Origin of the sequence: Ottowia caeni, from assembly GCF_050821495.1 — a bacterium.
Lineage (GTDB): Bacteria > Pseudomonadota > Gammaproteobacteria > Burkholderiales > Burkholderiaceae_C > Ottowia > Ottowia caeni.
In genome coordinates, this window is sequence record NZ_CP151080.1 from 2,639,000 (window position 1) to 2,653,212 (window position 14,213).

Genomic DNA, 14,213 nt, shown 5'->3' on the forward strand with positions numbered 1-14,213 from the left:
CGAATCAATGCGGCGTTTCGACTTAGCCGTTGAAAGTTTTGCCCTCAAGGGCAAGCTTTTGCAGCAGCGGAGCCGGTTTCCAGAAAGCGGCATCGTCATGCGGGTTGCGTGCAAAACGCTTCATGCTCTCTGCCACGTTGAACAGCCCAACCTGGTCGGCATACTGCATGGGGCCTCCGCGCCAGATCGGGAAGCCATAGCCTGTGAGGTACACCACATCGATATCGCTGGCTTTACTGGCGATGCCGTCTTCCAGAATGCGCGCGCCCTCATTCACCAGCGAGTACACCAAGCGCTGCACGATTTCCTCATCGCTGATCTTGCGTGTCGAAATGCCCAGATCCTTGCGGTGCTTTTCGATCATTTCCAGCACCACTTTCGAAGGAATGGCGTCACGCTTGCCTGCCTGGTAGTCGTACCAGCCAGCGCCAGTCTTCTGGCCAAAACGCCCCATTTCGCACAGCAAATCTGCGGTCTTGCTGTACTTCAAGCCTGGAGCTTCCTGGTTACGACGTTTACGGATGGCCCAACTGATATCGTTGCCCGCCATGTCGATCATGCGGAACGGGCCCATGGCAAAGCCAAATTTTTCGATGGCTTTGTCCACCTGCTCTGGCGTAGCGCCTTCTTCAAGCAGGAAGCCCGCCTGCCGGCTGTACTGCTCGATCATGCGGTTGCCGATGAAGCCATCACACACGCCTGAGACGACCGCGGTTTTCTTGATCTTCTTGGCCAGCGCCATAACCGTGGCCAGCACATCTTTGGCGGTTTTTTCGCCACGCACGACCTCCAGCAATTTCATCACGTTCGCAGGGCTGAAGAAATGCATGCCCACGACGTCTTGCGGGCGCTGGGTGAATGCTGCGATCTTGTCCACGTTGAGCGTGGATGTATTGGAGGCCAGAATGGCGCCCGCCTTCATGACTTGGTCGAGCTTCTTGAAGACCGCTTCCTTCACGCCCATTTCTTCAAAAACCGCCTCAATCACGAGATCGGCATTTCCAATGTCGTCATAGCTCAGTGTGGTGCTCAGCAAAGCCATGCGCTGCTCGTACTTGTCTTGCTTGAGCTTGCCTTTCTTGACCTGCGCTTCATAGTTCTTGCGCATGGTGGCCACGCCACGATCAAGCGCTTCCTGCTTCATCTCCAGCATGGTGACTGGTATGCCGGCGTTGAGAAAGTTCATGGCAATGCCACCGCCCATGGTGCCTGCACCAATCACGGCCACGCTCTTGACCTCGCGGGCGGCAATGTCGGAGCCCACGTCTGGGATCTTGGACGCTGCCCGTTCGGCCTGGAAGATGTGCCGCAATGCCTTGCATTCCGGTGTCAGCATCAGCCCCATGAAGATTTCGCGCTCGCGCGCCATGCCGTCTTCGAACTTGCGAGTGGTGGCAACCTCCACTGCATCGACGCACTTTGCGGGGGCCGGGAAATGCTTTGCCATGCCCTTGACCATGTTGCGCGCGAACTGGAAGTACGCGTCGCCTTGGGGGTGTTTGCACGGCAAGTTGCGGACCAACGGCAAAGCGGAGCCATCGGCGTGCTTTGCCGCAACTTTTTGCGCCAGCGCAATGGCTTCGTCCAGCAATGACTCAGGAGAGGCAGACAGTTGGTCAAACAGCTTCTGGCCTGGCAGACTGGCCAGCAATTCGCTATTGACGGGATCGCCCTTGACGATCATGTTGAGAGCAGTTTCAACGCCGAGCACACGGGGCAGTCGCTGCGTGCCGCCTGCGCCGGGAATCAGGCCCAGCTTGACCTCAGGCAAAGCTATCTTGGCGCCTGGTGCGGCGATACGGTAGTGCGCGCCCAGAGCCAGTTCCAGGCCGCCACCCATGGCGACACTATGAACAGCTGCCACCACGGGCTTGACTGAATTCTCGACCGCTCGAATCACGCTCAGCAAGATGGGTTCCTGCATAGCTTTGGGCGAGTTGAACTCCCGAATGTCGGCTCCTCCCGAGAACGCCTTGCCAGCACCTGTCAGCACGATGGCTTTGACCCCTGGATCAGCATTAGCCTGCTCCAGGCCATTGGTAATGCCTACGCGCGTGGCCAAGCCCAAGCCGTTGACTGGCGGATTGTTCAGCGTAATGACGGCGATATCGCCGTGGAGCTTGTATTCAGCGGTCATGCTGTCCCTCAAAAAAGATAAACGAACGATCGTTCTGTTTCATTGTAGAAGCTGGATGCTGCGGCGCAATAGAGCTTGTCCCAACCGCGACACCAGATGCGGCCCAACCTATCATGGTAGCGTGTGATTCACCGGTGCGCGTCAACTCTCTCATGCACAAAAGTCAAAAAAAGCGGCCCGCAGGCCGCTTAACTTTTCACCAGAAAATGGATGAAGAGTAAGAAGTGGATGCTTAAACAGTCACTTCCTTGGCCACTGCCGCATATTCCTCGATCTGGTCGAAGTTCATGTAGCGATAGACGCTTGCCTTGTCGGCATCAATCACGCCCATTTCCTTGAGGTACTCCTCCTTGGTGGGGAGCCTGCCCAAGCGAGAGGCAATGGCTGCCAGTTCGGCGGAGCCCAGGAACACGTTGGTGTTCTTACCCAGGCGGTTGGGGAAGTTGCGGGTGCTGGTGGAGATCACGGTCGCGCCTTCGCGCACTTGTGCCTGGTTGCCCATGCACAAGGAGCACCCCGGCATTTCGGTGCGCGCACCTGCCGTACCGAAGGCGGCATAGTGGCCTTCCTTGATCAACTCGTTCTGGTCCATCTTGGTGGGTGGTGCCACCCAAAGTTTCACCGGAATGTCTCGCTGGCCGCCTAGCAGCTTGGCAGCTGCGCGGAAGTGGCCAATATTGGTCATGCACGAGCCGATGAAGGCTTCGTCGATCTTGGTACCGGCCACTTCAGAAAGGAACTTGGCGTCGTCCGGATCGTTGGGGCAGCAGACGATAGGCTCTTTGATGTCGGCCAGATCGATCTCGATTACTGCAGCATATTCAGCGTCCTTGTCGGCCTCGAGCAGTTCAGGGTTAGCGAGCCAAGCCTCCACTTTCTCGATGCGACGCGCCAGTGTTTTTGCATCTTCGTAGCCGTCGGCGATCATGTTCTTCATCAGAACAATGTTCGACTTCAGGTACTCAATGATCGGCTCTTGATTGAGCTTGATCGTGCAGCCAGCGGCTGAACGCTCGGCCGAAGCGTCGGACAACTCGAACGCCTGCTCCACTTTCAGATCTGGCAAACCCTCGATCTCAAGAATACGGCCAGAGAACAGGTTCTTCTTTCCGGCCTTGGCTACAGTCAGCAGGCCCTGCTTGATCGCATACAGTGGAATTGCATGAACCAGATCGCGAAGGGTCACGCCGGGCTGCAATTCACCCTTGAAGCGGACCAGTACGGATTCGGGCATGTCCAGCGGCATCACGCCCGTAGCCGCGCCAAATGCAACAAGGCCCGAACCCGCAGGGAAGGAGATGCCAATGGGGAAGCGCGTGTGCGAATCGCCTCCGGTGCCTACAGTGTCAGGCAACAGCAGGCGGTTGAGCCAGGAGTGGATCACGCCATCTCCCGGACGCAGAGCCACGCCACCACGGTTGCTGATGAACGCAGGAAGCTCGCGGTGTGTTTTTACGTCTACGGACTTGGGATAGGCGGCAGTGTGGCAGAAAGACTGCATCACCATGTCAGCGGAGAAGCCCAGGCAGGCCAGATCCTTCAGCTCGTCGCGCGTCATGGGGCCGGTAGTATCCTGGCTACCCACGGTGGTCATGCGTGGTTCGCAGTAGGTGCCCGGACGAACGCCCTGCCCTTCGGGCAGCCCACAAGCGCGGCCGACCATTTTCTGTGCCAACGTGAAGCCGGCCGTGGTCTCCGCAGGGGCCTGGGGCAGACGGAACACGTTTGAGGCAGGCAGGCCCAACGCTTCACGAGCTTTGGCTGTGAGCGAACGCCCAATGATCAGGTTGATACGGCCGCCTGCACGCACTTCGTCGAGCAGCACATCGCTCTTGAGTGCAAATTCGGCGATCTTTTCGCCAGCCTTCTCTATTTTTCCTTCGTAGGGGAAGATGTCGAGGACATCGCCCATTTCCATCTTCGACACGTCCACTTCGATCGGCAGCGAACCGGAGTCTTCCTGGGTATTGAAGAAGATAGGTGCGATCTTGCCGCCGAGTGTGACGCCACCAAAGCGCTTGTTCGGCACGAATGGAATGTCTGCACCCGTGGCCCAGATCACGCTGTTGGTGGCCGATTTACGGCTGGAACCGGTTCCCACCACGTCGCCCACGTAGGCAACCAGGTGCCCTTTTTTCTTCAGGTCTTCAATGAACTGGATGGGGCCGCGTTTGCCATCTTCTTCAGGCTTGAAGGCTGCGTCGGGACGCGTATTCTTCAGCATGGCGAGGTAGTGCAGCGGAATGTCCGGGCGGCTCCATGCGTCAGGCGCTGGCGACAGATCGTCTGTATTGGTTTCGCCAGGCACCTTGAAAACGGTGACGGTGATTTTCTTCTCGACCTCGGGGCGGCTGGTGAACCACTCGGCATCAGCCCAGCTTTGCATCACTTCCTTGGCCTTGAGGTTGCCGGCCTTGGCCTTGACTGCGACATCGTTGAAGAAGTCGAACATCAAGAGTGTTTTCTTCAACGCTTCACCGGCCACTGGCGCGACTTCAGCGTCATCCAGCAACTCGATCAACGGGTGAACGTTATAGCCCCCCACCATGGTGCCGAGCAATTCCGTCGCCTTGGACCTGGAGATCAGAGCCACGTGGATATCGCCATGCGCCACTGCCGCCAGGAAACTAGCCTTGACTTTGGCCGCATCATCCACGCCCGGTGGCACACGGTAAGTCAGCAACTCGAGCAGAAAGGCATCTTCGCCTGCTGGCGGCGCCTTGATCAGTTCAATCAGTTCGGCGGTCTGCTTGGCATCCAGCGGCAGAGGCGGGATACCCAGGGCAGCGCGCTCTGCGACATGGTCGCGATAGGCTTTCAACATTAACTTTTCTCCTGAAAACTAAAAAACTCAAAAAAAGCACACACGCGAACACACCGCGAGTTGGCTGACTGCCGATTTCTGACTACTTCAGCCCTTCCAGCAGGCTCGGCATGGGGTTGGCCTTCAAGTGCTCAGCTACCACGCGCTGCTCGGCATTGACGCATTCGTCCGCCAGGCGCTGACCGGCTCGTTGGTCCATCAGCATGGATTTGTTGCCCAGTTGGAGCCACATGGCACCGGCTCGGCCGTCTTCCATGCGCAGGGCGCCGGTTCGGCTTTCGACGGGATGCATGTAGTAGCGGCGCTTTCCCGTGCTGACGTAGAAGAAGCCGGGGTTTCTTTCATCGGCGTGAACGGTGACGTCGGCGCCAAGTTCACACTGGATTTTCCCGGTGTGGATGCGCTGGGCAATCGCCAATTCGGCCTCAGTCAGACGCGCGGTGAGCGGTTCTACGGGTGTATTGGCTTCCACGGCCTTGGCTGTTTTGGCTGGCACGCGGCGCTTGGCCGTGCTCGCATCCTGTGCAGGCTTGGCAGAAGTCGCTTTCGAGGACGTCGGCTTGGAGGACGTCGTCTTCTTTGGTGCGGCCTGCGACTTTTGCTCAGACTGCGCATGAACAACGCCAGCGGGCCATGCCAGTGCAAGGGCAACAGTGGTTAGTGCGATCAACCTCATGGGAGCCTCTTTCTTGAGGAAAAGGGAAGACTTAAATGATGACACGGCGAATAGACGTGTAAATAACCCAAAGGTAGCCATCAAAACCAATGCGCCACCTCGGAAGGCAGCGTTCGCCCTGTCGAATGAGCGCGCTCCAGTACGTGCCAGAAATGGCGGTAGCTGGCGCGGTCGTGCAGCGCACCTTTGAAACTTATTGGGGCCCAATCGGCCTGTTTGGCCGCCAGAAGAATGGACGCAGAGGTTTCGATCTGACCTTCATCAGGTGCGAAAGCCTCAAGAATGGAGCGGATCTGGCTCGGGTGGATGCTCCACATTCTGGTGTAGCCAAACTCCCGCGCTGCCCGCCGAGCGGCCAGGCGCATAGCCTCAACATCGTTGAATTCGGTTACCACGCAGTGCGAGGGCACTTTTCCAAAAGCATGCGCCGCCGATGCAATTTCAAGCTTGGCACGCAATACCAGCGGTTGCGTGAACTGACCCTCAATGCCCATGCCGTCCGCAGGAATTGCGCCAGCGTGGGCGGATACAAAATCCATCAAACCAAAACTGATCGACTCCACACGGGGGTGGGCCGCTATGTCGAATGCCCGGTGCACCGCTGCGGGAGACTCAATCAGAACGTGCAACGGCAAGCCGGGTGCATAAGCGCCAAGAAGGGCTTGTTCAGCCAAGACCACGTCATCCACGGATTCCACTTTCGGAATCATGATGTGTGACAAACGGGAGCCCGCCTTGCCTGCGATTTGCGCCATGTCGGCGGCAAATGCCGGGTGATCAACGGGGTGCACGCGCACCCCCACGCGGGCACCTGCAGGTGCGCCCAGTGCCAGTTCAGTCACCAGGGCGGCATGCTCTGCCTCACCCCCCACAGGCGCACCGTCTTCGCAGTCCAGCGTGACATCAAAGACACATGTGCCGAATTCCTGTGCCATCTCGACCTGCAGCTGCAGGCTCTTGCGCATGCGCGCCTCAACGCCGCTGTAATGGTCGCATACCGGCAACATGCCGGCGGAAGCTTGGGCACCAAGAAGAATGTCGCGAGGATGCATGTGATTTTGCAGTGTGCGGTTGATCGGCTGATCGGCTGATTATCAAACTGGCTATCTAGGCCTTCAGCTGGATGTCAGCCGAATTTTCCGGCTCCGCTTCGAGCCTGAAAACGAAAAAACCGAAGGTTTGACGGCCAGCCCCTACACTTGCGACGTCTCTGCACCACCCTCCCCAGAGATTGGAAGAGGGTGCAGGTACACCGCAGAGGTGCATCAGAGCAGGTGCTTGACGCCTTCTCTTTCGCCCTCAATCTCAGCCAGCGTCTTGTTGATGCACTCTTGGCTGAATTGGTCGATCGGCAGGCCCTCGATCACTTTGTACTCGCCGTTCTCGCACGTGACGGGGAAGCCGAACATCACGTCTTTGGGAATCCCATACCAGCCTTCGGAAGGGATGCCCATGGTGACCCATTCGCCGTTGGTGCCCAGAGCCCAATCACGCATATGATCGATGGCAGCGTTGGCTGCCGACGCAGCCGAAGACAGACCGCGCGCGTCAATGATGGCGGCGCCACGCTTGCCTACGGTGGGCAGGAACACGTTGGCATTCCATTCCTGGTCGTTGATCATGTCCTTCACGCTCTGACCGTCGATAGTGGCGAAGCGGTAGTCGGCGTACATGGTGGGCGAATGGTTGCCCCACACCGTGAGCTTCTTGATGGAAGCTACCGGCTTGCCTGTCTTGGCAGCAATCTGGCTGGCAGCACGGTTGTGGTCCAGGCGCAGCATGGCGGTGAAGTTCTTCGCTGGGAGGCTGGGAGCGGACTTCATGGCAATGTAAGCATTGGTGTTGGCAGGGTTGCCAACCACCAGAACCTTGACGTTGCGGCTGGCAACTTTATCCAGTGCCTTGCCTTGTGCTGTGAAAATCTGGGCGTTGGCAGCCAGGAGGTCGGCGCGCTCCATGCCGGGGCCGCGCGGGCGGGCACCGACCAGCAGTGCGTAGTCGATGTCCTTGAAAGCGGTCATCGGATCACTGTGAGCCTCCATGCCTGCGAGGAGCGGGAAGGCGCAGTCTTCCAGTTCCATCATCACGCCTTTGAGCGCCTTTTGCGCTTTTTCGTCAGGGATCTCGAGCAGTTGCAGAATCACCGGCTGATCTTTGCCTAGCATCTCGCCGGAGGCAATGCGAAACAGCAGGGCGTAACCAATTTGACCGGCGGCGCCAGTAACCGCGACGCGAACAGGCTTCTTGCTCATGGAAAAACTCCAGTTTGGTAATGAGAAAACGACAGGTGGCAATGCGTGGTGACCCGAACACTTGGGATCGGCCGTGCGTGGTTTGCCAGAATCCAATCCAGGAAAACCCCGCCAAGCTTCGCATGGCGATCAACCCATTAGTGTATCCGGGAAGACCCTGAAGGGTCAATTTGTCTTGTGTCTTATATAAGATATGATCGAGACTGCGCTCGTCGATTCAGCGGCGCATAGCTATTCCCGCACTCCGCGGACGATTTTCCATCGCATGGCCACCACCGCTCCTTCCCTTGCTGACTCCGAGCCGCCTCTGCTGCCCGGCTCGCCGACAGACAGCGGCACTCCGGCGTTCAGCCCGCTCTACCAGCAGATCAAGGGGCTGATCCTGCGCAGCCTCCAAGAAGGCGAATGGAAGCCAGGCGAGGTGATCCCCAGCGAGTTCGATCTGGCAGCGCGTTTTCGCGTGAGTCAGGGCACTGTCCGCAAGGCGGTAGACGAACTGGCCTCAGAAAATCTGCTTGTGCGGCGGCAAGGCCGAGGCACCTTCGTCGCCACGCACGCCGAGCAGCACGTGCAGTATCGCTTTTTGCGCCTTCAGCCCGATAAAGGCACGACCGACGCCGAAGGGCCGGCCCAGCGCGACATTGTCGAGTGTCGACGCGCACGCGCCAGCGCAGAAATTGCCCGCGCCCTCGCCCTTCGTACCGGCGACACCGTGCTTCAGGCCAGGCGCGTACTCAGCTTTTCGGGTGTACCCACCATCTGCGAAGATCTTTGGTTACCCGGAGGCCCTTTCAAGGGTCTCACCGCTGAGCGTCTGGCTGAGTACCATGGCCCGATGTACGCCTTGTTCGAAGCAGAATTCGGGGTACGCATGGTGCGTGCTGACGAAAAAATACGTGCAGTACTTCCCGACGCTTCACAGGCTGCACTGCTGGGCGTTACAAAGGCCACACCGCTGCTCAGCGTAGAGCGTATTGCATACACTTACAACGACGTTCCCATGGAGCTTCGCCGCGGCCTGTACCGCACTGATACGCACCACTATCGCAACCAATTGAATTGAGCCTGCTGCGTTGCAATAGAATTTGAGGGTTTTCCCCGCGAACAACGACACTGTCGTTACAACTTCAAGAAAGTCCAGTCATGAGCGATGTCGCCAAGAAACGGCCAGAGTTCCGTAACATCAATGTTTTCCAGGATGTCACCTCGTACCGAATGCCGCTGGCGGCCTTGGTCTCGATTCTTCACCGCGCCAGCGGCGCGCTGATGTTCATACTGCTGCCCTTCATCATCTGGCTGTTCGACAAATCCGTGTCGTCCGAAATTTCTTTCGGCCAGTTCAGTTCCGCATTCTCCGCCGGCTTATCGTTCCTGCCCGGCTGGTTCATCAAGCTGGTCGTGCTGGCGCTTATCTGGGCGTACCTCCATCACATGTTCGCCGGGCTGCGTCACCTCTACATGGATGCCACCCACAAGCTGAGCAAGGAATTTGGCAGGAGCACCGCGTTGACGACTCTCGTCCTGAGCCTGGGCCTCACCGCTGTGCTCGGTGCCAAGCTGTTTAATTTGTATTGAGAAGAAGGGAACGGAAAATGGCTGTGAACTACGGTCCGAAGCGCTTGGTTGTGGGCGCACACTACGGTTTGACAGATTGGCTGAGCCAGCGCTTCACGGGCGCACTGATGGCCATCTTCACCTTGATCGTGCTGATCCAGGTGCTGGTGAACAAGGGCCCTATGGGCTATGACAAATGGGCCGGTATTTTTTCGTCCCAGTGGATGAAGGTTCTCACTTTCTCCGTCATCGTGGCGCTGGCCTGGCACGCCTGGGTGGGCATCCGCAACATCTGGATGGACTACGTGAAGGCCGTCGGCGTCAAGCTCGTCCTGAACACTCTTTCGCTCATCTGGCTGGTGGGCTGCGCGGGTTGGGCCGTACAAGTGCTGTGGCGCCTCTAATCCGCCCGAAGAACCACTAGAAACGACATAAGAATTGAACCCCCGATCATGAGTTACACCAAAGATCAAGTCACCGTTCGCAAGTTCGACGTGGTGATCGTAGGCGCCGGCGGCTCCGGCATGCGCGCATCGCTCCAACTGGCACGTGCCGGCCTCAATGTGGCCGTGCTTTCCAAGGTTTTCCCGACCCGTTCGCACACCGTGGCAGCGCAAGGCGGCGTCGGTGCTTCGCTTGGCAACATGAGCGAAGACAACTGGCACTATCACTTCTACGACACCATCAAGGGAAGTGACTGGCTGGGCGACCAGGACGCCATTGAGTTCATGTGCCGTGAAGCACCCAAGGTCGTCTACGACCTGGAACACATGGGCATGCCGTTCGACCGCAACGCAGACGGCACCATTTACCAGCGTCCATTCGGCGGCCACACGGCAAACTACGGTGAAAAGCCCGTGCAACGCGCCTGCGCCGCCGCAGACCGCACCGGCCACGCCATGCTGCACACGCTTTACCAGCAGAACGTGAAGGCCAAAACCACCTTCTTCGTCGAATGGATGGCACTCGACCTCGTCCGCGACTCCGAAGGCGACGTGGTCGGCGTGACAGCCCTCGAAATGGAAACCGGCGAGCTGTACACGCTGCACGCCAAGACCGTGATGCTGGCTACCGGCGGTGCAGGACGCATTTTCGGAGCCAGCACCAACGCGTTCATCAACACCGGCGACGGCCTCGGCATGGCTGCTCGCTCAGGCATTCCATTGCAAGACATGGAATTCTGGCAATTCCACCCTACCGGGGTGGCAGGTGCTGGCGTTCTTTTGACCGAAGGCTGCCGTGGAGAAGGCGCCATTTTGCTGAACAGCAATGGCGAGCGCTTCATGGAGCGCTATGCGCCCACCCTGAAAGACCTGGCACCGCGCGACTTCGTGTCTCGCTCCATGGACCAGGAAATCAAGGAAGGCCGAGGCTGCGGTCCCAACAAGGACTACATCCTCCTCAAACTTGACCACCTTGGCGCGGAGACCATCCACAAGCGCCTGCCATCGGTGTATGAAATTGGCGTCAACTTCGCCAACGTCGACATCACCAAAGAGCCGATTCCGGTTGTGCCCACCATCCATTATCAGATGGGCGGCATTCCGACCAACATCAACGGCCAGGTGGTCACGCCGAAAGGTGGCGAACCGAACGTTCCCGTGCAGGGCTTGTACGCCGTGGGCGAGTGCTCCTGCGTGAGCGTGCACGGCGCCAACCGCCTGGGCACCAACTCGCTGCTCGACCTGCTGGTGTTTGGTAAAGCCGCTGGAAACCACATTGTCGAATTCAGCAAGAGCACCTCGCACAAGCCTCTGCCTGCAAATGCTGCAGACGCCTCACTGGAGCGCCTTAACCGCCTCGACAAAGCCGCTGGCGGCGAGTACGCGCAGCACGTCGCCAACGACATTCGCTCAGCCATGCAAGCGCACGCCGGTGTGTTCCGCACCCAGGCCAGCATGAATGAAGGCGTTGAAAAAATTGCCGCGTTGCGCGAGCGCACGAAGCATGTCGGCCTGAAAGACAACTCCAAGGTGTTCAACACGGCCCGCATTGAGGCATTGGAAGTTGACAACCTGATTGAAGCCGCGCAGGCCACCATGGTTTCTGCTGCTGCGCGCACGGAGTGCCGTGGCGCACACACGGTGGTTGACTACGAACACCCGGCTGACCACCCCACAGCCCCCCTGGGCCGTGACGACGCCAACTGGATGAAGCACACCCTGTGGCACTCGGCAGACAACAGCCTGAGCTACAAGCCGGTGCGCATGCAACCGCTCACAGTGGAATCCGTGCCGCCCAAAGTGCGCACGTTCTAAGCGAAGATCACAAGGACTACACGATGCAAAAACGCACTTTCAAGATCTACCGCTACGATCCCGACAAGGACGCCAAGCCGTACATGCAAACCGTCGAGATTGAACTCGAAGGTAACGAGCGCATGCTGCTCGACGCGTTGATCAAGCTCAAAGAACAAGACCCCACGCTGTCGTTCCGTCGCTCCTGCCGCGAGGGCGTGTGCGGCTCTGATGCCATGAACATCAATGGCAAGAACGGCCTCGCCTGCCTGACCAACCTGCTCACGCTGAAGGGCACTATCGTGCTCAAGCCCCTGCCCGGGCTGCCCGTGGTGCGCGACCTGATCGTCGACATGACGCAGTTCTTCAAGCAGTACGACTCGATCAAGCCTTACCTCATTAACGATACCATCGTTCCTGAGAAAGAGCGCCTGCAGTCGCCCGAGGAACGTGAAGAGCTGGACGGTCTGTACGAGTGCATTTTGTGCGCCAGCTGCTCCACCTCCTGCCCTAGCTTCTGGTGGAACCCTGACAAGTTTGTCGGCCCCGCAGGCTTGCTGCAAGCCTACCGCTTCATTGCCGACAGCCGCGACCAGGCTACCGGCGAACGCCTCGACAACCTGGAAGACCCCTACCGTCTGTTCCGTTGCCACTCGATCATGAATTGCGTCGACGTCTGCCCCAAGGGCCTGAACCCGACAAAAGCGATTGGCAAGATCAAGGAACTAATGGTTCGCCGCGCTGCATAAAAATGGACTCCACCGAGTGCATCGATGAACGCGCATTGAGCAAGCTGCGCTGGCGCTGCCGGCGCGGTTTGCTGGAGAACGACCTCTTCATCGAGAAGTTCTTCGCGCGTCACGAGTCGTGCGTGACGCACGCACAGGCACACGGCCTGACGCAGCTCATGGATCTGGCAGACAATGATCTGCTGGATCTGCTGCTCCGGCGAACCGAGCCCAAAGATGAACTAGACACCCCGGAAGTGCGAGAAGTTTTGCAGCTGATGCGGAACTGACCGTGAGTTTCTTACGCTTTTTCGCACTTCCCACCCGGATCCCAACCGCCAACTCATCAGGAATTGATCGATGAAACTTGCCGATAACAAAGCCATTCTGTCGTTTACGAACGGCAGCCCCCAAGTCGAGCTTCCTGTCTACAAGGGCAACATCGGGCCCGACGTCATCGACATCCGCAAGCTATATGGCCAGTCAGATATGTTCACCTACGATCCGGGATTCTTGTCCACGGCGTCGTGTGAGTCGACCATCACCTATATCGATGGCGACAAGGGCGAGCTGCTTTACCGTGGCTACCCCATTGAGCAACTGGCCGAGAAGTGCGACTACCTAGACACCTGCTACCTTCTTCTGAAGGGTGATCTGCCTGACCAGGGCCAACGCGACGACTTCCACAAGCTCGTGCTGCAACACACGATGGTGCACGAGCAGATGCAGTTCTTCCTGCGCGGTTTCCGGCGCGATGCCCACCCGATGGCAGTGTTGACCGGCTTGGTCGGCGCCATGTCGGCTTTCTATCACGACAGCACCGACATTCACAACCCTGAGCACCGTAACATTGCGGCGATTCGCCTGATCGCGAAAATGCCCACCTTGGTTGCCATGGCGCACAAGTATGGAATGGGCCAACCATACATGTACCCTCGCAACGACCTCTCGTACGCAGGCAACTTCCTGCGCATGATGTTCGGCACGCCTTGCGAGGACTATCAGGTGAACCCTGTGCTCGAAAAAGCACTTGATCGCATCTTCATCCTGCACGCCGATCACGAACAAAACGCGTCGACCTCCACGGTGCGTCTGTGCGGTAGCTCTGGCACCAACCCGTTTGCAGCCATTGCAGCTGGTGTGGCTTGCCTGTGGGGCCCTGCTCACGGTGGCGCTAACGAAGCGGCACTGAACATGCTGGAAGACATTCAGCAAATGGGCGGTGTGGCCAAGGTGGGCGAATTTGTTGCCAAGGTCAAGGACAAGAACTCCGGCGTCAAGCTGATGGGCTTTGGTCACCGGGTCTACAAGAACTACGACCCCCGCGCCAAGCTCATGCAGGAAACCTGCAACGAGGTGCTGGCTGAACTGGGTCTGGAAAAAGATCCGCTGTTCGCACTTGCCAAGTCGTTGGAAAAGATTGCACTCGAAGACGATTACTTCGTTCAGCGCAAGCTCTACCCGAACGTAGACTTCTACTCCGGCATTGTGCAACGCGCCATCGGCATCCCTGTGAAGCTGTTCACCGGCATTTTCGCCCTGGCCCGCACAGTCGGCTGGATCGCGCAGCTCAACGAGATGATCAGTGACCCCGACTACAAGATCGGCCGCCCGCGCCAGCTTTATACCGGCGAACCCCGCCGCGACGTGAAGTAATTAACTTCTCGCCTTAGCCTTGAGTGCAAACCCGCCATGCTCCGCGCTGGCGGGTTTTTTCATACGCCGGTCTTATTTATTGCAGGCTCCCTGCACCCTATGAGTCTTTCGGCACCCGGCGCTCCAGGGTAAATATGCGGTGCTCCTTG

The 14,213-nt window shown here is 58.3% G+C and carries 12 protein-coding genes; 7 read left to right on the forward strand and 5 right to left on the reverse strand.

What is annotated here, in order from left to right; all coding sequences use genetic code 11:
* Positions 1–22: 22 nt before the first annotated feature.
* The 5 genes from AAAK34_RS12685 to AAAK34_RS12705 all read right to left on the reverse strand — a co-directional run bounded on the left by AAAK34_RS12685 (position 23) and on the right by AAAK34_RS12705 (position 7,889).
* A complete protein-coding gene (locus AAAK34_RS12685; RefSeq protein ID WP_231698452.1) occupies positions 23–2,137 on the reverse strand; it encodes a 3-hydroxyacyl-CoA dehydrogenase NAD-binding domain-containing protein in 2,115 nt (704 codons plus the stop codon).
* Positions 2,138–2,369: 232 nt separating this feature from the next.
* A complete protein-coding gene (gene acnB, locus AAAK34_RS12690) occupies positions 2,370–4,961 on the reverse strand; it encodes a bifunctional aconitate hydratase 2/2-methylisocitrate dehydratase (protein ID WP_231698453.1) in 2,592 nt (863 codons plus the stop codon).
* An 82-nt stretch (positions 4,962–5,043) separates the two neighbouring features.
* Positions 5,044–5,637 (reverse strand): hypothetical protein, encoded by a 594-nt coding sequence (locus AAAK34_RS12695; RefSeq protein ID WP_231698454.1) that lies wholly within the window; start codon positions 5,635–5,637, stop codon positions 5,044–5,046.
* Between the two features lie 80 nt (positions 5,638–5,717).
* The gene (locus tag AAAK34_RS12700; protein ID WP_231698455.1) at positions 5,718–6,689 is read right to left on the reverse strand and encodes an aldolase/citrate lyase family protein; all 972 of its coding nucleotides are present in this window, start codon (positions 6,687–6,689) and stop codon (positions 5,718–5,720) included.
* 213 nt (positions 6,690–6,902) lie between these two features.
* Positions 6,903–7,889 carry a malate dehydrogenase gene (locus AAAK34_RS12705; protein WP_231698456.1) on the reverse strand — a complete coding sequence of 329 codons (987 nt, stop codon included), beginning with the start codon at positions 7,887–7,889 and terminating at the stop codon, positions 6,903–6,905.
* Between the two features lie 265 nt (positions 7,890–8,154).
* Here AAAK34_RS12705 and AAAK34_RS12710 point away from each other — a divergent pair, with 265 nt between their 5' ends.
* The 7 genes from AAAK34_RS12710 to AAAK34_RS12740 all read left to right on the forward strand — a co-directional run bounded on the left by AAAK34_RS12710 (position 8,155) and on the right by AAAK34_RS12740 (position 14,064).
* Positions 8,155–8,952 (forward strand): GntR family transcriptional regulator, encoded by a 798-nt coding sequence (locus AAAK34_RS12710; RefSeq protein WP_231698457.1) that lies wholly within the window; start codon positions 8,155–8,157, stop codon positions 8,950–8,952.
* 80 nt (positions 8,953–9,032) lie between these two features.
* Positions 9,033–9,464, forward strand: a complete 432-nt coding sequence (gene sdhC / locus AAAK34_RS12715) for a succinate dehydrogenase, cytochrome b556 subunit (RefSeq protein WP_231698458.1) — start codon at positions 9,033–9,035, stop codon at positions 9,462–9,464.
* A 17-nt stretch (positions 9,465–9,481) separates the two neighbouring features.
* The gene (gene sdhD, locus AAAK34_RS12720; protein WP_231698459.1) at positions 9,482–9,847 is read left to right on the forward strand and encodes a succinate dehydrogenase, hydrophobic membrane anchor protein; all 366 of its coding nucleotides are present in this window, start codon (positions 9,482–9,484) and stop codon (positions 9,845–9,847) included.
* Between the two features lie 48 nt (positions 9,848–9,895).
* Complete coding sequence (gene sdhA, locus AAAK34_RS12725; RefSeq protein ID WP_231698460.1) at positions 9,896–11,701, forward strand: succinate dehydrogenase flavoprotein subunit; 1,806 nt, start codon at positions 9,896–9,898, stop codon at positions 11,699–11,701.
* 23 nt (positions 11,702–11,724) lie between these two features.
* Complete coding sequence (locus tag AAAK34_RS12730) at positions 11,725–12,429, forward strand: succinate dehydrogenase iron-sulfur subunit (RefSeq protein ID WP_231698461.1); 705 nt, start codon at positions 11,725–11,727, stop codon at positions 12,427–12,429.
* A gap of 2 nt (positions 12,430–12,431) precedes the next feature.
* Entirely contained in the window at positions 12,432–12,698 is a 267-nt protein-coding gene (locus AAAK34_RS12735) for a succinate dehydrogenase assembly factor 2 (RefSeq protein ID WP_231698462.1), read from the forward strand.
* 70 nt (positions 12,699–12,768) lie between these two features.
* On the forward strand, positions 12,769–14,064 hold the full coding sequence (locus AAAK34_RS12740; protein WP_231698463.1) for a citrate synthase: 1,296 nt from the start codon (positions 12,769–12,771) through the stop codon (positions 14,062–14,064).
* Positions 14,065–14,213 lie beyond the last annotated feature (149 nt).